The 19,170-nt window shown below is 59.0% G+C and carries 17 protein-coding genes; 9 read left to right on the forward strand and 8 right to left on the reverse strand.

Annotated features, from left to right (window positions below; all coding sequences use genetic code 11):
• Window positions 1-6: 6 nt before the first annotated feature.
• The 7 genes from G3M56_RS03000 to G3M56_RS03030 form a co-directional block, all read right to left on the reverse strand.
• Window positions 7-327 carry a Na+/H+ antiporter subunit E gene (locus tag G3M56_RS03000; RefSeq protein ID WP_164363189.1) on the reverse strand — a complete coding sequence of 107 codons (321 nt, stop codon included), beginning with the start codon at window positions 325-327 and terminating at the stop codon, window positions 7-9.
• The gene (locus G3M56_RS03005; RefSeq protein ID WP_164363191.1) at window positions 324-1,811 is read right to left on the reverse strand and encodes a proton-conducting transporter transmembrane domain-containing protein; all 1,488 of its coding nucleotides are present in this window, start codon (window positions 1,809-1,811) and stop codon (window positions 324-326) included. Before G3M56_RS03005 ends, G3M56_RS03000 begins: the two co-directional genes overlap by 4 nt.
• Window positions 1,808-2,110: a sodium:proton antiporter gene (locus G3M56_RS03010; RefSeq protein ID WP_164363193.1), complete on the reverse strand. Its 303-nt coding sequence runs from the start codon at window positions 2,108-2,110 to the stop codon at window positions 1,808-1,810. The genes G3M56_RS03005 and G3M56_RS03010 overlap by 4 nt, the downstream gene beginning before the upstream one ends.
• Window positions 2,098-4,794, reverse strand: coding sequence for a hydrogen gas-evolving membrane-bound hydrogenase subunit E (mbhE, locus tag G3M56_RS03015; protein ID WP_164363195.1), 2,697 nt, complete (start codon window positions 4,792-4,794; stop codon window positions 2,098-2,100). The genes G3M56_RS03010 and mbhE overlap by 13 nt, the downstream gene beginning before the upstream one ends.
• 17 nt (window positions 4,795-4,811) lie before the next feature.
• Entirely contained in the window at window positions 4,812-5,708 is an 897-nt protein-coding gene (locus tag G3M56_RS03020; protein ID WP_164363196.1) for a universal stress protein, read from the reverse strand.
• Between the two features lie 154 nt (window positions 5,709-5,862).
• The gene (locus G3M56_RS03025; RefSeq protein WP_235203559.1) at window positions 5,863-6,174 is read right to left on the reverse strand and encodes a P-II family nitrogen regulator; all 312 of its coding nucleotides are present in this window, start codon (window positions 6,172-6,174) and stop codon (window positions 5,863-5,865) included.
• Window positions 6,175-6,194: 20 nt separating this feature from the next.
• Entirely contained in the window at window positions 6,195-7,142 is a 948-nt protein-coding gene (locus G3M56_RS03030) for a sodium-dependent bicarbonate transport family permease (protein WP_164363199.1), read from the reverse strand.
• Between the two features lie 440 nt (window positions 7,143-7,582).
• Here G3M56_RS03030 and G3M56_RS03035 point away from each other — a divergent pair, with 440 nt between their 5' ends.
• Both G3M56_RS03035 and G3M56_RS03040 read left to right on the forward strand, forming a co-directional pair.
• Window positions 7,583-8,125: a hypothetical protein gene (locus G3M56_RS03035; protein WP_164363200.1), complete on the forward strand. Its 543-nt coding sequence runs from the start codon at window positions 7,583-7,585 to the stop codon at window positions 8,123-8,125.
• Between the two features lie 299 nt (window positions 8,126-8,424).
• Window positions 8,425-8,775, forward strand: a complete 351-nt coding sequence (locus G3M56_RS03040; protein WP_164363202.1) for a hypothetical protein — start codon at window positions 8,425-8,427, stop codon at window positions 8,773-8,775.
• A gap of 631 nt (window positions 8,776-9,406) precedes the next feature.
• Here the strand turns inward: G3M56_RS03040 and leuS are convergent.
• Entirely contained in the window at window positions 9,407-11,971 is a 2,565-nt protein-coding gene (gene leuS, locus G3M56_RS03045) for a leucine--tRNA ligase (protein ID WP_164363203.1), read from the reverse strand.
• Between the two features lie 694 nt (window positions 11,972-12,665).
• Between leuS and G3M56_RS03050 the strand changes: the two genes are divergently transcribed.
• The 7 genes from G3M56_RS03050 (at window position 12,666) to G3M56_RS03080 (ending at window position 19,002) form a co-directional block, all read left to right on the forward strand.
• Window positions 12,666-13,166: a TspO/MBR family protein gene (locus G3M56_RS03050; protein WP_164363205.1), complete on the forward strand. Its 501-nt coding sequence runs from the start codon at window positions 12,666-12,668 to the stop codon at window positions 13,164-13,166.
• Between the two features lie 220 nt (window positions 13,167-13,386).
• Window positions 13,387-13,881 (forward strand): lactoylglutathione lyase family protein, encoded by a 495-nt coding sequence (locus tag G3M56_RS03055; protein ID WP_164363206.1) that lies wholly within the window; start codon window positions 13,387-13,389, stop codon window positions 13,879-13,881.
• Between the two features lie 100 nt (window positions 13,882-13,981).
• Complete coding sequence (locus tag G3M56_RS03060; RefSeq protein WP_164363207.1) at window positions 13,982-14,521, forward strand: sigma-70 family RNA polymerase sigma factor; 540 nt, start codon at window positions 13,982-13,984, stop codon at window positions 14,519-14,521.
• Complete coding sequence (locus G3M56_RS03065) at window positions 14,521-16,140, forward strand: FecR domain-containing protein (protein ID WP_164363209.1); 1,620 nt, start codon at window positions 14,521-14,523, stop codon at window positions 16,138-16,140. Before G3M56_RS03060 ends, G3M56_RS03065 begins: the two co-directional genes overlap by 1 nt.
• Window positions 16,141-16,267: 127 nt before the next feature.
• Entirely contained in the window at window positions 16,268-17,041 is a 774-nt protein-coding gene (locus G3M56_RS03070) for a PEP-CTERM sorting domain-containing protein (protein WP_164363210.1), read from the forward strand.
• A gap of 189 nt (window positions 17,042-17,230) precedes the next feature.
• Entirely contained in the window at window positions 17,231-17,875 is a 645-nt protein-coding gene (locus tag G3M56_RS03075) for a PEP-CTERM sorting domain-containing protein (RefSeq protein WP_164363211.1), read from the forward strand.
• 254 nt (window positions 17,876-18,129) lie between these two features.
• Entirely contained in the window at window positions 18,130-19,002 is an 873-nt protein-coding gene (locus G3M56_RS03080) for a PEP-CTERM sorting domain-containing protein (protein WP_164363213.1), read from the forward strand.
• Window positions 19,003-19,170 lie beyond the last annotated feature (168 nt).

A 19,170-nucleotide genomic window follows, 5' to 3' on the forward strand; every position in this document is an offset into this window, starting at 1 on the left:
TGGGCGTTAGATTGGCATTTTCTTTACGAACGACTCGTAATGGGTTTTGAGGTGCTCGATGGTCGACTCCGGGTTGTTGGCGCCATAGAGCGAATGGACGATGAGCGTGCGGCCTTCGTCGCGTTCGTCGATGGAGATGGTACCCGGGGTCATGCTGATGAGGCTGGCGAGAAGCAGGCGTTGCTTTGGTGTCAGCGGATCAATAGGGACGTGGAGCAGGATCGGGGCGAGTTTTTGGTGCGGGGCGATGACATCCCGCGCGACCATCAGCGTGCCCACGATGACCTCTTTCAGGTAGAAGAAAGGGAATAGGATGAGTTGTTTCATAGTGGGGTGGAGAGGACTGCCTCGAGGTAGGTTTGCGGATCGATGAGGCCGTTGGCAGCGGTTTGGGCAATTTCGAAGAGCGGACCGGCAGCGAGACCGATGGCGATGGTGGTGAGACCCAGCACGGCGGAGGTCAGGTTGAGCAGTGGGTGGGGTTTTGCTTCACGTGGTTCGGCATCGCCCCAGAAGATGGCGCGCCAGATTTTGAGCATCGAGAAGACGGTGAGCAGGCCGACCAGGGCGATGGCTGCGGCACCGATCCAGTCGCTGAGTTGCAGTGCCGAGTGGAGCAGGCTGAACTTGGCGAAGAATCCGGAGAGAGGTGGGATGCCGGCGAGCGACAGGGCCGGGATTGCGAAAAGGACGGCGATCACCGGGGAGGTCTTCATCACGCCGGATGTTTTGGAAAGATCCGAGCTGCCGGCGTGCGCCTCGACCAAGCCGGTGGCGAGGAAGAGGTTGGCTTTCACGATGATGTGGTGGCCGATGTAGAAGATGCCGGCGGCGAGAGCGAGCGGGCTGTAAATTGCCAGCGCGAGCGCCATGTAGCCGACCTGGCTGATGATGTGAAACGAGAGGATGCGGCGCATTTCTCCCTGGCCGACCGCGCCGAGCACGCCACCGACCATGGTGACAACGGCGACGACGAAGAGCACGTCCTGGTGAGGAAATGCGGTGCCGTCCGAGAAGACCATGCCGAAGACGCGGAAGAAGGCGTAGAGTCCGACCTTGGTGAGCAAGCCGGCAAAGAGCGCGGACAATGCGGGCGGGAGTTTGGGGTAGGCGGCGGGAAGCCAGAAGGCGAGAGGGATGAGTGCGGACTTGATGCCGAATGCCCCGAAGAGCAGCGCGGCCGAGCTGTTGATGAGGAACGAGGATTCTGCCTCGGAGAAGCGGACCCGGAGTTCGGCGAAGTTGAGGGTGCCGGTTTTGCCGTAGATGAGGCCGGCGGCGGCGAGGAAGAGCAACGAGGCGATCAAGTTGATCACGACATAGCGCCAGGCGGCGGCGTGGCCGTCTTCGCCACGGAGCAGAGCCATCAGGGCGAAGGACGAGAGCAGCAGCACTTCGAACCAAACGTAGAGGTTGAAGAGGTCGCCGGTGAGGAATGCTCCATTGGTGCCGAAGGACAGCGTCATCAGCAATGGGTAGAGGAAGCGGCGGTGGTAGCTGGCGTCGAGGGTTTTGGCGCAGAAGATTACCGAAGCCACGATGACCAACTGGCACACGACCAGCATGATGGCGGCGAAGGTATCGGCTACCAGGGTGATGCCGAATGGCGCCTGCCAATCACCGGCGTGGATGGCGAAAACGTCACCGCTGCGGGTGGCCCACGCCAGCGAGATCGATGCGGCGAGTGTGATGGCCGAGGCGGTGACCGCACTGGTCACGGCGAGCTTTGGTCGGGTACGGCTGGCGAGCGCCAGCAACGCCCCGATAAGCGGCGTGAGAAGAGCGATGAGGATGGAGGTCAGTGGGTTCATGCTTTGGACGAACGGGTAAGAAGCGTGAGCAGGAAGGCGAGGATGCCGAAGCCGATGACGATGGCGGTCAGGACGAGGGCTTGAGGTAGTGGGTCGGCCATGGAGGCTGCGTTGGTGGCCTCATCGGTGAGCAGTGCGGGGGCGTTGTGTTTGAGCCCGCCGGAGGCGAAGATGATGAGGTTGCCGCCTTGGCTGATGAGGATGAGGCCGATTATGATGTCGATTTTGGCACCACCGAGCAGGCGGTAGATGCCCGCTCCGATGAGCAATCCGGTGATGAGGGCGATTATGACTTGCATGGTGCGGGTGAGTTGATGTGGAAGTGGCGCAGGTAGCTCAGGGCGAAACCGAGCACGGTGAGCATGACGCCGAGGTCAAAGAGCAAAGGCGTGCCGAGGTGGAGGTCTCCCCAGTGCAGCCAGAGGCCGGTGAAGAAGGGCTTGCCGACGGTGGTAGGCAGCAATGCCGAGAGCAGAGCGACGGCGAGTCCGCTGACCAGCAGGCGGAACGAGAGACGGCGCATTTTGTCCGGAGTAAATCCGGGACGCGACACTAGCAGCGCCAGGCCGATCGAGGCGGCGAGCATCAGAGCGGCGATGAATCCGCCGCCTGGTGCGTTGTGGCCGCGCCAGAAGATCCACAGAGCGGTGGGCACGAGGATGGTGATCAGCACAGGGCATGCGGTGGAAGTCCATGGGGAGTCCACGTTGTCCGGCAGCGGGGCGCGGCGGCGCGCTGCACCGAGCGATACGCCGACGCCCATCGCGGCGATGGCGAGCACGACGATCTCACCGAGGGTATCGAGCGCACGGAAGTCGACGAGGATGACGTTGACGACGTTGGCGCCGAAGGCATCGGATTTGCTGTGCTTGAGGTAGTAATCGGAGACGGGATGGTCCCATTCGACCGCCATTGCCTTGAGGATGAGCAATGTGACCAACAGCGTGGCCCCAGCACCTGCCGCAAAGCGGATGAAGTTCGGCACGCCCTGACGGCGAACCGGTTTGGCTTTCAACAGCACACCGGTGATCAGGAAGATGATCAGCGTTTCCGCCAGCAGCTGGGTCAGGGCCAGGTCCGGAGCGCTGAGCCACAGGAAGAGGAAGGCGATGAGCAGTCCGACAAAGCCGAGCGACACCAGGATGAGTAGTGGCCGGTCGGTGTAGGCTGCGATGATGGCGGCTGCTGCGAGTGCCGGAGCCAGGAAGATAAAGAGCACGGTGTGCTCGGTCTGGAAGTTGTCGAAGTCAGGCCAGCTGGCGACATCGATCGACGCGAGTGAAAGCGCGCCGATGGCGAAGATCATGAGAGCCAGATGGGATGAGAGGGCGCCCTTTTCCAACAACTTGCCGCAGGTTTTGCCACCGCGGGCGATGGCTTCGACGACGACGTAGTAGAGCGCTTCGATCTGCGAGCCCGGTGCGGTGCCGTTTGGATCGGTTTTGCGTCCCCACAGGAGGGTGGCGATGGCACCGGTGGCGAGTGCGCCCATGCCGAGCGCGAGGGCAGGGGTCCAGCCGTGCCACAATGAGTAGCCATAGCTGGACTCGCCGCTCAGGGCCGTGGCGGCCGGGCCGAAGAAGGCGTGGTTGGCCCATCCGTGGAATGCCATCAGGAGCAGCACCCAGACTGCGGGCAGTGCGGTGGCAATGGCCAGCGGTGCGGGCGCCATCTGGCGGCGGGTGGCAACGTGGTCGCGGGCGAGCAATGGCGCCAGTAGACGCAGGCCGATGAAGATCATGCCGGCGGCGGCAATGGCGGCGGCGATGGCGACGCCCGGTGAATCACTCCACAGCGCTTTGAGTTGGTATTCTTTGGCGAGGAAGCCAGGCAGTGGCGGGAACCCGATCAGCGACAGCACCGAGATCACGATGACGGTGCCGGTGAGTGGGGCTCGGCGTGCGGCGCCGTGGAGTCCGCTCAGCTTGCGGGTGCCGAATTGCTTTTCCAAGTTGCCCGCCGAGAGGAAGAGCGGGGCTTTGTAAAGTGCGTGGGCGGTGAGGAAGATGACAAAGGCTTTCAGTGCGGCGGGTGTGCCGACGCCTGCCAGGACGGTGAGGAAGCCGAGTGCTGCCAGTGTGGTCGAGGCGAGGATGCTCTTCATGTCGTCCTCGCGCAGCGCGCGGTAGACGGAGCCGAGAACGGTGGCGAGACCGCAGAAGATCAGCAGCGGCGACCACCATGAGTGGGCGACAAAGAACGGAGCCAACACCGCCAGCAGGTAGACACCCGCTTTGACCATGGTGGCGGAGTGGAGGAAGGCGGAGACCGGAGTCGGGCCTGCCATGGCGTTCGGCAACCAGAAGTGGAATGGGAACTGGGCGGACTTGGTGAGCGCTCCCAGTACGACCAGCACGAGCGCTGCGGTGATTGTCGGCGAGTCGACGAGTGGAAGGTCGACCAACGCGGAGATGGTGGAGGCGCCCGTTTCGATTTGAACGAGAACGAAGCCGGCGAGCATGGCGGCACCGCCGAAGAGCGTCACGAGCAATCCCTGGGCGGCCTTCTTGCGGCTGTCTTCTTTTTCATGATGGAAGCCAACGAGCAGGAACGACAACAGCGAGGTCGCTTCCCAGAACAGGAACAGCAGGTAGAAGTTGTCCGACCAGACCACGCCGACCATCGACGCGGTGAAAAGCAGCAGGCAGATCAGCAGGAACGGAAGCCGCTCGTGCTTCTTGAAATAGCCCGCGGCATACAGGTGAATGCTGGCACCGAGGGTGAAGATCAAAGCGGCGAACCACGCCGAGAAGCTGGTGACACGCAGCTCGATGTCCATTCCCAATTGCGGCAGCCACGGCAGGCTGAGCGATTGCTCGCCGCTTTGGGAAACGGTGATGAGCAAGGACACGGCAGCTGTGAGGAAGACAGCGGCAATGCCCCCACCGAACACGAGTGGGGCGCGTTTGACCAGATTGGGAGCGAACCCGATGATCAGAGCGAGGAGGACTGGAGCGGCCAGCCAGTAGAAGACGTCAATCATGGTGAGAGATGGAGGAGTCAGTTGGACAGACCTAGAAGTTCACGGAGGAAGGCGAGGGACTTGTTCTTGCGTTTGACCACCAGGATGGGGCGGTCGGATGAGCGGATGGCTTCGGTAGCGGCGCCCCCAAGCAAGGCGATGGACAAGGCATTGCGGCCGTAGGCGCCGATGACGATCAGGTCTGCTTCGAGTTGATCGGCTTCACGCACGATCTCGATACCCGGCAGAGGGTGTTCTTTGACGATGAGGTTCCACGCATCCGGAGTGGTGGCGTTTTCGTCGATGAATGTTTTGAGGTTGCCGTGAACGGTGTCGTGAATGGTATTGCGCAGGGACTCGACGGGGATGGCACGGGTGGCGCGGGATTCCACCGGTGTGTGCATCACGTGCAGGGCCTCGAGGATAGGGTCCCGTTTGGCGAGGCTGGCAAAGGCCTGGGTCCACTCCAGAGTGAGTTGGCTCATGTTGGAGAAATCGACCGCCATGAGGATGTGTTGGAAATGCGGATCCACTCCGGGTGGGATGAGGAGCACCCCGATCGGGCTCTTGCGGGCGAGGCGCTCGGCGAAGATGCGGCTTTGGGCGTCTCCGATGGGGAGGACGAGCAGGTCGTAGTCGCCGGACGAGAGTTCGCTCAGCAGGTTTTTGAGCGGGTCGCCCATTAGAATGGAGACTTCTTTTGGTACGTCGGGAATGGCTCGGTCCGCTTCGGCGGCAAGGTCAGCGCGCTCGGACTCCAGGAATTCGTCCTCGGTGATCTCCGATGGGAACTCCGGCAGGAACTTCTCCTGGACGCGGACCAACGAGATCAGCTCAGGCTCGGAGCGCCAGGCGATGACATTGCACCAATTGAGGACACGCTCCGTCTGTGATTGATCGGGGCAATAGGCGAGGATTTTGTGGAAACGTTTCATTGATGCTGGGGGCGTGTTAATCGGCACGCGCTGTGAAATGCGCGCAATAAAAATCATGAGTTGGTCGAAATCGTCGATCGGCATCCCGGCGCTGGCGTGCGCTGGATGCGGTCAGATGATTCGGAAGGAGGGCCGGAGAGGTGTCGGATGAGGTCTACTTGGTGTCCTCATCGGGCACCGGAGAGAACTTCTCCCCCCGTAAAACCTCTACGTCGGTAAGCCATGCCACCACGGCGTAATGATCGAAGTATTTCTCTGAAATCAGGTCCATGACCCTGCGGCCTACGGCGTCGGTGACAATGGTTTCGATCTTCAAGTTAGGTCCTTCCCAGTGGCTGGCGTTGATTCCGCGTGAGCCCTCGCCATCGGCGCGGGTGATGGTGAACCCGCGGACTCCCTGTTGTTTGAGCAGCTCGGTGATTTGGTCTTTGAGGAGGCCTTCGGTGACGATGGTCACAAGTTTCATGGGGGTGGTCGTTGCCATAATCAGCTGGTCAGTTGAGCGAGTTTGAGGAAGAGAGGGATGCCGATGGCCAGGTTGAACGGGAATGTAACACCCAGCGCCATCGTGAGGTAAATCCCTGGGCTCGCTTTTGGCAAGGCGATACGGACCGCTGCCGGAGCGGCAATGTACGAGGCACTCGCCACCATGGCACCGAAGACGGCGGCACTGCCGGTGCTCATGCCGATGTAGGTGGCTGCGGTGGTGGCGATGGTGCCGTGCAGGGTAGGGAGCAAGCATCCGGTGAGGACCAGACGCCAGCCGGCTTGTGCCAGGTCGCGGAAGCGGCTCGCCGCGACGATTCCCAGCTCGAGCAGGAACAGGAAGAGCACGCCTTTGAAGGGATCGATGAAGAATGGAGCGATGGTGGAAACCTTCTCCGCACCGCAGACGGTGCCGATGATCAGGCCGCCGAGCATGAGGAAGATGCTCTTACCGGTGAGCACTTCGTGCAGAGCGGACTTGATGCCGCCGGACTGGCTTTGGCGAGCCAGCAGCAGACCGACGATGATGCCAGGAACCTCGAGGACGGCGACGAGGGCCGGCAGGTAACCTGCCGCCGGGATATCGGAGTGTTTTACCGCTTCGATGGCGGCGACGAAGGTGACTGCGGAGACCGATCCGTAGTGTGCCGCGGTGGCTGCGGCGTCGATGCGGCCGAGTTTGCCCAGTTTGCGCAACAGGATGAAGGCTGAGAAGGGAGTGAGCACGCCAAGCGCCAGTGTCAGCAGCACGGGGCCTACGAGTTCGGCAGGCGGGGTCTGGGAAAGTGCGACGCCGCCTTTGAGGCCAATGGCGAGCAGGAGGTAGATCGAAAGGCCCTGGTAGATTGCGCTGGGGATCTCCAGGTCACTGCGCACCATGCGGGCGATAATGCCTAGGAGGAAGGCCAGCACGACCGGCGAGACGAGGTTTTGAATGAGAAGTTCCATGGTGCGATCGTTCGGGTGATTCCCTGGCGGCGGGATTGTGTGCATTCCTTCGCACGTCTTGGAAGACGTGCAACCGATCGCACGGGAAAATCTGCGCGGATTCTCAGGTGTGGGAGAAGAGGAGTGATGGGCGGAGCCTCTCGGTCGGGTGAGAGCGGTCGCTGTGCTCAGCTCTTTGGGAGTCGACGGGGACGTCGAACCTCCATGGCGCGGGATCGAGACCTGGTTTTCCTTAACCGATCAAACCTGGGCCTGGCATTTGGTAGCCGCGAAGGTGAGGCTGCTGGCCAAAGCGGCAGGGCGAGTTGGGCCGCAAATGGTTCTGCGGCCACTGTCCTGCGGTGTTGATGTACTCCAGCGACGGTTAGAACTCGCTGGGCCGTGAGTGAATCGACGAGCCAGCGTGGTTGCTACAGCCCTGCGGGATTTGTTATGCCCAGGTGAAATGGATTGCCGATGAGCTGGCGGGGGGGGCAGAGTGTCTCGGATGGGTAGTACCTCCTCTTGCAATGATTGGAGCAAGAAGCCTTAATTACGAGTTGGATCTTATTATGAAAGCGCATCTCATATTCATATTTTCTTTATTGATGGCTGTTTTTTCTTGCTTGTGTTGTTCGGCTTATGCGGAAGAACCTAAGGGGGGCGTTGAGGTCTTACGTTCAGAAAACCTAGAAAAGTTGTTGGTCGAAGTCGTGTCTCGAGAAGGGCGTTTAGTAGATATAGAACCTGCCGAAACGAAACATCTCTGTCGTCCGTTCGCGTTCACTAAAGGCCATTTCCCAGCAGACGTTGTTCGGGATGAAATATCCTATTATCTTACGTTTTTCAGTGAGGTCGGGCTTACTTCGGTGGATTTGCCTTTACTCGTTCAAAAGCTCAGTCCGCGATTTGAAGCTGGTGTATTGACTGACTCTGAAGCTCTATTGCTATTGCGTGTTTGTCGGTTAACGGTAGATGAAGTCTCTAAGCAGTTAGAAGAATGACGTGGCGGCGGAAGGTATTGGGCGCAGATGGTTCTGCGGCCACCGTCCTGCGGTGTTGATGTACTCCAGCGACGGTTAGAACTCGCTGTGCCGTGAGTGAAACGACGAGCTCGCGTGGTTGCTGAAGCCGTGCGGGGGGGGCGTGCCCAGAAGGTGTGGTGATTCGGGCGAAGCCGCGTGGAATCGGTTTATTTGAGGGAGAATTGGCGGAGGCGGGCTGAAATGGATTGCCGATGAGTTGTCGGGTGTGCAGAGTATCGCGGATGGTTAGAAATGATGCGTGTCCCGGTTCACTACACATGTTACAAAGAATAGTTGTCTGTGCCGTGGCTTTGTGGCTGGTTTCTTGCGGCAGTATTACGAGGGACAGGGAGCTCAAGGTCAATGAGCTAGAAGTCAGGGAACTGATAAGTATTGGTGACGATATCTTTGAAGCTAGGAATATTCTTGAGGAGCATGGGTTTAAGATCAGCTATGGGCCAAAGTTCCCAACGGATAGCAGGTCGTACTATCAAATGATAATCGACTATGGCCTTCACCCAACAGGTTGGGAAAAAATGAAACTTGCCGCAGGAAGACCAGGTGTGAATAAGCCAATTTGGGGAGAGGTTCGAGCAGATCCTTCTGGGAGAATTACAAGCATTAGGTAGCGTGAATGAAATGATCTCCCTGCTCACAGAACTGCGTCAGGCGCGAAACCTCAAATCCCCGGCAAAAACCGCGTCGGGGTCTTCGGACATATAAAACCTGGACAGTCATTTTCTGGGATCTGACGAGCGGGGAGGTTGAGGCAGGATGGTGGTGTTGGCGGGGGCTCAGTGGCGGCCTGCGGGCTCGGTTCGACGGTGTGGCTTGGCCTGCTTAGGATTGGCGGTGTGACATAGGGCTGAAGCCCTGTGCTTTGATCCAGCCTCCCTTCAGGAGTGCATGGGGGGGCGGAAAGAAGATCAGGAGGGGCGTTTTCGAGGTTTATCGGGTGGTTGGATCGCCTATTCAGGGCTCGGTGACGGGGGAGGTGTCACCCCATGCCGTTGGCATGGGCTGTGTTGGGACGCACCTCCGGTGCTGGGCGGTGGGCGGCAAATTCTGACGCGTATAAATCCGCTTCGGGCGTGACTGGCGTTTTGAGAAGCTGATGACGATTTCGGGACGCATGATTTGTGGTCAGGAAGGTCGGAGATCCGGTCGCCATCGAGGTCATTCGCTTTCGGCACACAAAAAAAAGCCACCCCGTTGCAGGCGGGTGCTGCAACGGGGTGGCTGGAATGAGCGGTCTGTGACTTAGTTCGCCACGATGTTCACCAGTCGTCCTGGGACGACGATGACTTTGCGGACGGTAAGGCCGTCGATGTTGGCTTTCACCTTGTCGCTGGCGAGGGCGAGGGCTTCGATCTCGTCCTTTGGTGCGTCTTTGTTCACGCGGAGCTTGTCGCGGAGCTTGCCGTTGACCTGGATGACAACCTCGATCTCGGTTTCGATCAGGTATTCCTCCACGAACTGTGGCCAGGCCTGCTCCGAGAGCATCGTTGCCTCGGTGGCGAATTGCTTCGACACCAATGCGTTGAGCTCCTCGGTGAGGTGCGGGGCGAATGGGTTGAGTACCTTGAGCAGGTCGTTGAATAGGCTCAGCGGCACCACATCGGCGTTGGTGAACGCGTTGGTGCAGATCATCATCTGGGAGATGGCGGTGTTGAACGACAGCTTCTCGATGTCTTCGCCGACCTTCTTGATGGTTTCGTGGGTGACCTTGCGCAGGGTGGCGTCGGAGTCAGCCGGGACATCCTGGATCTTGCCATTGAAGGTCCACTTGCCGTCCTGGCCTTGTTCGAAGGCGACGCGCCAGACGCGGGCAAGGAAGCGGGACACGCCCTCGACTCCCTTCATCTGCCATGGTTTGACCTGCTCGAGTGGGCCCATGAACATTTCGTACAAGCGCAGAGCATCGGCACCGTATTCGCGCACGACGTCGTCCGGGTTGACCACGTTGCCGAGCGATTTTGACATCTTCTGGCCGTCTTCGCCGAGGATCAGTCCCTGGTTCACCAGCTTCTGGAACGGCTCGTTGGTCGAGAGATGGCCGAGGTCGTTGAGGACCTTGTGCCAGAAACGCGCGTACAACAGGTGCAACACCGCGTGCTCCGTGCCGCCGACGTAGAGGTCGACGCCACCTGGCTTGTCGCCGCCCATCCAGTAGTCTTCCGCCTCTTTCGAGATGAAGCGCTCGGTGTTGTTCGGGTCGCAGTAGCGCAGGTAGTACCAGCACGATCCGGCCCACTGCGGCATGGTGTTGGTTTCGCGCTTGGCGTTTTCGCTGTAGTTGATCCAATCGGTGGCTTTTGCTAATGGGCCTTCCGGCGATCCGGTTGGTTTGAAGTCGTCCATTTCCGGCTGCAGCACGGGCAGTTCGGCTTCGTCGACAGGGAAGTGGTTGCCGGATTCCTGATCCCACAGGATTGGGAATGGCTCGCCCCAGTAGCGCTGGCGGCTGAAGAGCCAATCGCGCAACTTGTAGTTGGTCTTGAACGTGCCTTTGCCGTTGTCACGAAGCCACTGGATGATCGCCTTCTTGGCGTCCTTGGTCTTCATGCCGTCGAGGAAGCCGGAATTGACCGACTTGCCGTTGCCGGTGAAGCCCTTCCAATCCGATCCGTCGGTTGGCTCGACCACCTGGATGATCGGCAGTTCGAACTTGGTGGCGAACTCGAAGTCGCGCTCGTCGTGGGCAGGAACCGCCATGATGGCGCCGGTGCCGTAGCCCATCATCACGTAGTCGGCGATCCAGACCGGGATCTTTTCGTTGTTCACCGGGTTGATGGCGTACGCGCCGGTGAAGACGCCGGACTTGTCCTTGTTCAGCTCGCCACGCTCCAAGTCGGACTTGGAGGCGCAGGCTTTGACGTAGGCTGCGATTTCGTCCTTCTGTTCGGCGGTGGTGATTTCGTTCACCAGCGGGTGTTCCGGAGCGAGCACCATGTAGGTCGCGCCGAAGAGCGTGTCGGGACGGGTGGTGAAAACGGTGACCTCGTGGCCTTCGATGTCGAACTGCACCTCGGCGCCGGTCGACTTGCCGATCCAGTTGCGCTGGAGGGCTTTGATCGAATCCGGCCAGTCGAGTGGCTCGAGTTCGTCGATCAGGCGCTGGGCGTACTTGGTGATACGCAACATCCACTGGCGCAGCGGACGGCGTTCCACGGTGTGGCCCTTGGCTTTCCATTCTTCCACTTCCTCGTTGGCCAATACGGTGCCGAGATCCGGCGACCAGTTCACCGGAGCTTCGGAAATGAAGGCCAAGCGCTCGGCGTCGATTTGTTCACGGGTCCACCCTTTGGCCTCGAGCTCGCTGATCGGCGCGGCTTTCTGGGTTTCTTCGTTGAAATAGGAATTGTAGAGCTGGAGGAAGATCCACTGGGTCCAGCGCACGTAGTTCGGGTCGGTCGTGTTGACTTCGCGGTCCCAGTCGTATGCGAACCCGAGCGACTTCAGCTGACGGCGGAAGTTGTCGACATTCTGCTCGGTGGTGATGCGCGGGTGCTGGCCGGTTTTGATTGCGTACTGCTCGGCCGGCAGACCGAAGGCGTCCCAGCCCATTGGGTGGAGCACGTTGAAGCCATTCATCCGCTTGTAACGGCCGAGGATGTCGGTGGCGGTGTAGCCTTCAGGGTGACCGACGTGAAGCCCCGCACCGGATGGATACGGGAACATGTCGAGCACGAAGAACTTGGGCTTGGTCGCGTCGAAGTCCGCATCGCCTGGATTCGGTGTGCGGTAGGTCTTCTCAGCATCCCAGCGCTGCTGCCACTGGGACTCAAACTCGTCGAACGGGAAAGGTTTGCGTCGGTCGCTCATGGTGAAATAGGTAGCGCGAGAAACCCCAAGGGCAAGAACCACCTGCGCATCAGCCGCAGATTGGTTGGATTGGGGGGGGAATATGGGTTTCACGAGGAGGGAGGGGAGTCCGCAGATGGGGGGGATGAGAGAGGATGGTTTGAATCCGCAGATGATGGGGATGGCGCGGATTTGGGCTCACGCAGAGACGCTAAGACGCAGAGGTGGAAGGATTTTGGGAGTGCGGTGAGAATCACCGCTTTGGCATTTGGTGGAGGTGGCGGGGTGCGCACTCTGGTTGAATTGGGGGGATATGGGTTTCACGCGGAAGGATGGGAGTCCGCAGATGGGTAGGATGAGAGAGGATGGTTTGAGTCCGCAGATGATGGGGATGGCGCGGATTTGGGCTCACGCAGAGACGCTAAGACGCAGAGGTGGATGGATTTTGGGAGTGCGGTGTCCGGTCGTTGGGGGAGGGGGCCATCGGGAGGCGTCGTGCGCTTCGGTGGGGCCGCACGCTCGGCCGAGGGTGGGGTGCGGTTTTCCTGGGGGCGCGCTCGCCGGAGGCTCGCTGACCCCAGGCTGTTATGAGATTCGCCTTCAGCGAGGGATTTGCGGCGCCGAGGCTTGGCGTTGTAAGCGAAGTCTCTACGGACTGATCAATTAGATCTCGACCGATCGGTTTCAGCCGATAAGCATTGCCGGAGTGAATACAATGTCCGAATTTTCCAAGCCAAAGCAGATCGTTGGGTTGATCGTGTCGTTCGTCGTTTGTTTCGCGGTTTCGGCGGTGGGGGCTGCGGCGTCGTTTCAGGCGCAGGCGGTGTATGGGAAGTTCGAGCAACCGGCATGGGCGCCACCGGGGTGGTTGTTTGGTCCGGTATGGACTTTGTTGTTCTCGATGATGGCGGTGGCGGCGTGGCTGGTCTGGCGGCGCGGCGGGTTCAAAGCCCAGCGGGTGGCGTTGTCGGTTTTTGCGTTCCAGTTGGTGCTCAATGGTCTGTGGAGCTGGCTTTTCTTCGCTTGGCGTATGGGAGGCTGGGCGTTTGCCGAGATCCTTTTGTTATTCGGCGCGATTGTCTGGACGATCGTGGTCTTCCGGCGGGTCAGCGGTGTCGCTGCCGGGTTGTTGGTGCCCTATTGGCTGTGGGTGGGTTTTGCGTCGGTGCTCAACTACGTGCTGTGGCAGATGAACCCGGGGCTGCTCGGTGGGTGAGCGGTAGACTGTTTGGCGCGGTGTTGGCTGGTTTCTGAACTCACAGGTGTTAGCCATGGACAGGAGTGTCCATGCTCCATCGGGTATTCAGCGGAGCGAATGAATGATGATTTCTATCGCAGGCTTTGTCGGGATTGGAAGTTGTGTGTTGGCATTTGGCGGCCACGAGAATTGAGGTAGGGGGGCATCCCATTCTCTCTGGCGGGCGTTGATTTAGGGTATGAGCACGTACCCTAAGACATTTTCGCACATTGGTTTGTCGGTTCCGGACCTGGAGGCGGCGGTGAAGTTCTACGAGGAGGTCATGGGGTGGTACACGATCATGCAGCCCAGCGAGGTGGTGGAGGAACAGGAGACGGCGATCGGCAAGATGTGTATCGATGTGTTTGGCGAGGGGTGGGGCAGTTTCAAAATCGCCCACCTGTCCACCGGCGATAAGATCGGGATCGAGTTGTTCGAGTTCCGTAACAACGAAACGCCCAAGGAATTTGCCTATTGGAAAACGGGGACCTTTCACTTCTGCGTTCAGGATCCGGATATCGAAGGACTGACGGAGAAAATCGTGGCGGCAGGCGGCAAGCAGCGGATGCCGATCCGTGCGTATTACCCGGGTGAGAAGCCGTACAAGATGGTCTATGTCGAGGACCCGTTCGGGATTGTATTCGAGATCTACACGCACAGTTATGAGCTGACCTATTCGGCCGGTGCGTATTGACCCGCACAACGAGCATACAAAATGTAAATTTTTTGGTTAACGTTGCGGAAGCGGTGTCCATTGTGACCGAAGCGGCTGGTGTCGCTTGTGCTTTCGCTCCATGAACGAATCCGAATCCAGTTACGAATTTGTCGGCTTGCTCACCGACCACCAGGACATCTTGCGGATGTTTATTTCGTCGTTGGTGCCTGGCAGTCCAGACGTGCGGGATCTGGTGCAGGAGGTGAACATCGTGCTTTGGCGCAAGCGCGATGACTTTGAAATGGGAAGCAATTTTGCGGCGTGGGCGTGCACCGTTGCCCGCAACAAAGTGCGGGACTACCGCAAGAAGAAGGCTCGCTCGGGGTGGTTGGTCTTTTCCGATGAGCTCGCGGAGATGCTCGAACAGGAGGCGTTGCCCGCTGATCCGCTGGCTGCGGATGCGCGGCGCTCTGCATTGGCCCGCTGTTTGAACAATTTGAAACCCACCGAGCGGGAGATGTTGGAACAGCGGTATCAGAGCCGGTCTGAGGACATGGACGCGTTCGCTCAGAAGTTGGGGCGTACCCGGGCGTCGCTGCGGGTAACATTGTGTCGATTGCGCGCTGCCTTGCGGAAGTGTGTTGCATCGCAGTTGATTCGCGAAGGGGGGGGCATCTGATGCGCGAGGGAAGGTTTCAGGATTTGTTGTCGCGCTTGGTCGAGCGTGATTTGGATGCTGATGAGATGGCGGAGTTGGATGCGTGGCTTCGACAGTCTTCGGAGGCACGGCGCGAGTATCTTGAGTACGTGGCGAATGATGTGCTGCTACAGGCGGAGCTGGCTCCGGTTGCAAGCTCCGGGGGTGACCGTCAGAGGGTGATTTCGATGCGCGATGTGCTGCGGATGCGTCGTGCGCGGGAGGTTAGGATTGCCGTAGCCGCTGCTGCTGCCGTGTTGTTGGTTTCCGCATTGGTGCTGAGTTTGTTGCGGGTGGATCAGTCGGTGGAATATGCACTGGAGGTGGAATTGGCTCCCGATAGTAGCTACACCATCGAGCATTTGCAGGACGGCAAATTGGTGGCTGCCTCGGATGCTGCGATGCGTGTGGGATCGCGAATGGTGCTGGAGCAGGGTGTCGTGCAGTTGGGGTTCGAGTCAGGTGTGACTGCTGTGGTGCAGGCGCCGGCGGAGCTGACGTTGCGGTCGGAGAGTGCACTGGAGCTAACGCGCGGCAAGGGGTGGTTCCGCGTTGAGGATGGCGCAGAGGGCTTCGAAGTGGTGACTCCTGAGTTCACTGTAAAAGATCTGGGGACGGAGTTCGGGGTGGTGTCGGTCGATGACGGCGCAGATCAGGTGCATGTATTCGAGGGGATCGTTGAAGTGACTCACGGTGCTGGTGCAGGCTCGGCCGTGGTTCTTAATGGAGGGGCGGCGCGCGAATTGGTGGACGGTGGTGATTTGCGTGAGGTGGCGCTCGCTCCGCATCAGTTTCTCAAGGAGTTGCCGGAGTATGTGCCCTACGTGCATTGGGCTTTTGAACCGCGGGACGGTTATGTAGACCTTGTGGCGGGTGGTACGCATCCGCTCGCCGAGGTGATGGAAACCGGCTTTCGAGCGCAGTCTGCTCCGGCGTCATTTGTCTCGACTCCTGGGGTTTTCGGGCAGGCGTTGCACGATATGGGGCAAGGCGGTTTAATTGGTACCGATTGGCCGGGGATTGGTGGCGATGCGCCGCGTACGATTGCCTACTGGGTGAAGCTGGAAGAGGGACACCGTTATCTTTATCCCGTGCTGGGATGGGGGGAGCGACGACTCGATCCAACACGCGTGGACAAAGCCGACGGTCCCGATACCAGTGCGTTTTTCTCGTTTGTGGAATCGCTGGATGCTGATTCGGGCAATACAGTGGCCGGCTTGTCATTTGGGGGCTACTGGGTGAAGGGGCGTCGTCACATTGGCGATGGTAAGTGGCACCATGTGGTGCAGGTCTTTTCAGGTAAGTATCTTCCCAATGGTGCGCCGCATGTGGTGCAATATGTGGATGGTTGGCAGGACCGGACCGATTCCTTCTACCATGAGTACTGGATGGAAAGGGATGCCGAGAGGATCGAGGTGGCGACCGAGGTGAGCAGTCCTCAGTCGGTGCCGGTCTCAATGGCGAGCTCTTTGTTTTCGGCTGATGGTCCGGGCTCGCTGTCGCCTTTGATGTTGGATGAGGTCTATGTCATCGAGGGGGCGATCAACTCGTTCCGAGTGCGCCAGTTGATGGAGGAGAACCGAGTGGGCGAAGGGGAGTAAACGTTGTTTGTGTTTTTTGGTTAACGCTCAGTTGGTTGTGTCCATTTGACCTGTATGGCAGCTAATCAGGCTCCGGCCGAGTGTCGGGGGGGCTCACGCCTGCCTACTACCAACAAACACAATCACCATGATCAAAATATCTATCACCTCACTGATCGCTGGGGCTGCCATGATTGGCGTAGCCAGCGCGGCGACTTCTTTAACCAATCAGTTGCTGGTCAACTTCGATGGCTCGTTGGCTGGATCGACCTACACATTGGGTGGCGGGGAAATCGACACTACGGGAACATTTTCGGCCAGTGGCGGCGTGGGAGTCGTTCCAGGTTCGGCATTTGTCGCCGGAGGGACTGACGGCTTTACTCTCGATCCCACATCTATCGGGACGCTCACGAGTACCAGCTGGGTTGCTGAGACTGTGGTGAGCTTTAATACATTCGGAGGTGGGCAATTAACGGCTATCAGTGTTCAGGGTGACACCGACTTCCGTATCAATAACAATGGAGGCGAACTGCAAGTGGGGTATTGGGACGGAGGGACCTACGGGAGCGTGGCAGGCGATCTTCCCGATGTAGGGGTGCCGGTGCATCTCGCGATGGTGTGGGATGCTACAAACTCCAGTCTCACCGGTTATGTGAACGGAGTGATGCTCGGAACAGTGGATAACAATGACTTTGCTGTGCCGGATTCTTCGTACGTGAGCTACGGTTTCTTCGATCGCTCCGGTTTCGAAGGGCGCGGAATCGATGCGGAGATGTACGGGGCGGCATTTTCCACCTTCACCGGCACCTTTGATGAAGGAGCTGACTTTCAGTTGAGTCTGGCGACCAACGTGCCCGAGCCGACCTCGACCACGCTGCTTGGTCTTGGTGGCTTGGCTTTGATTCTGCGACGCCGTCCCTAACTGATTGCCGGGGGCTGTGCGCAGAGGCTCGAATGTTAGAACATCCACCATCGGCTAGCCGGTGGTGGATGTTCTGTTTTTTGAGGAAGGATTTTGTTAACGCCCGTTTGCGCCTGTCCATTGAGGTGTGTGACAGGTGGCGAGGCGTAGTGCCGGCCAGAGCTGTCGCATTAACCAATAGATAAAACGATGAAAAAAACGATGATGACAGCGCTGTTTGCCGGCGCTGCAATGATGGGGGCTGCTAATGCCGCGGTCTTGATTGGAGATGGAGTGAACAATGGTGGCTTTGTAAGCACCACAACTGGTCGGACGGAGGGCACTGCTCTCACGGATTGGACCATCACAGGAGCCAAGGTCTGGCTCAATACGGGTGGATCAACACTCACTACCGCGCCGTTTGGTGCTGATGTTGCAGCGAACTCGCGGTCGGTTCAGCTTGAGGATGACGGTGGGGTGACCCTTACTTCGGCCGCAGTTGCATTGGTTGCTGGTGAGTCGCTGACATTTGCGATCGACTGGTTGACTGCAGGTTCGGGAGCTGAGCATACCTTGACTATGGATTTGTGGGATGGAAGCAATAGCATCGCGTTGGGTGTCTTGAGTACGACTGGAGGTCCAACGAGTTACACTCAGTTTGATAGCGCAGCTTCGGTGGGAGTGAGTGGCAATTACCAATTGCGTATGACCCTGACTGGTGGAGCAGGTCAAGGCAGGGACATTCATGTGGACCGTGTCTATTTGGAGTCCACAGCCCAGGCGGTGCCTGAGCCATCGTCGACCGCATTGCTTGGTCTTGGTGGCCTGGCGCTGATTTTGCGTCGCCGCAAGTAAGCGGTTGATGCGGGGCTTTCGTGAAGCCCCCCCGGATTGTGATCCGGGATCCTCCATCGCCCGAAATCGGGAGGGGGGTGGAGGAATGCTTTTTTGTGGTGGTTGTGGTGTGGTTAGAAATGCGGGTGAATTTTGTGTTAACGCTGACCGGGTGTCGTCCATGTACGGGTGTGGCGGGCTGGCTGCGTGCGGTTTGGTGCCGTTGCGGGCTGCCTGCTAAACAAAAAAACCTAGACATAATGATGAAAAAAACGATGGCAACGCTCCTTGTGGGCGCCGCGATGATCGGGTCCTCCAGCGCAGCCCTGCATATTCAGGAGTTGTTCGATGGGATGGCAGCTGACACGAATATTGGTGGCCAGGGCGATAGTTCGACTACAGTTGGCCTCACAGGAACTTGGGCGGCCACTGGAAGTACCGGGATCAACACCGCAAATAACTTCAACGTCGATGGCGGCACGTTGCCGGGTTTGGCTTCCAATGCCGGAGCTCAGGGTGGCGTCTGGAATGGAACTGGTAGCTGGGATACCGGCATCTATGCGACTCGCGGCATGACCTCGTCGATCGACTTCAACAGTGACGGGGTGATCTATTTCAGTGTTCGTTTGCGCAACCACGGGGACACCGCGATGGGGATGGGTTTCGCTTCTGGTGCGGGAGGTTCGTCCGAGTTTGTTGGCGCCGGCTTCAGCTGGAATAACTTTACCGGCGGAAGTGGCAACGCCGCATACATTTCCCATGGCACGCTTGATGGAGGTCAGGGTGTCTACGGCCAGCAGGCTGCCGAGGCAGCTGGTGGCGTTAATGGGTACGGCCTCCTGGTGGGGCGGATTACCCTCAGTTCGACTGGTAACGACTTGATCGATATCATGCGCTATGCGGAGAATGATACGATTGACAACAACCTTTCGTCGATCAGTTGGACGGCACAGAGTGCGTTCGACTCGTCGATGAGCGCCAGTCATCTGCTCTTGTGGATGAATGGTAGCGGTGGAGGTGAGCTTGATGCGATCCGCGTTGGCTCTGATTGGGTCGATGTTACTGGTGTGAATGCGGTTCCTGAGCCGTCGTCGACCGCATTGCTTGGCCTTGGTGGGCTTGCTTTGATCCTACGTCGCCGCAAGTAAGCGGTTGATGCGGGGCTTTCGTGAAATGTCTCTTCTCGGATCAAGATCCGGAATCCTTCATCGCCCGAAATCGGGAGGGCGGTGGAGGGTTTTTTTGTGTTAACGCTGACCGACCGTCGTCCATGTACGGGTGTGGTGGGCACCTTAGGTGCAGTTGTTGTGGATGAT

This window comes from Sulfuriroseicoccus oceanibius (assembly GCF_010681825.2).
GTDB classification, from domain to species: domain Bacteria; phylum Verrucomicrobiota; class Verrucomicrobiia; order Verrucomicrobiales; family SLCJ01; genus Sulfuriroseicoccus; species Sulfuriroseicoccus oceanibius.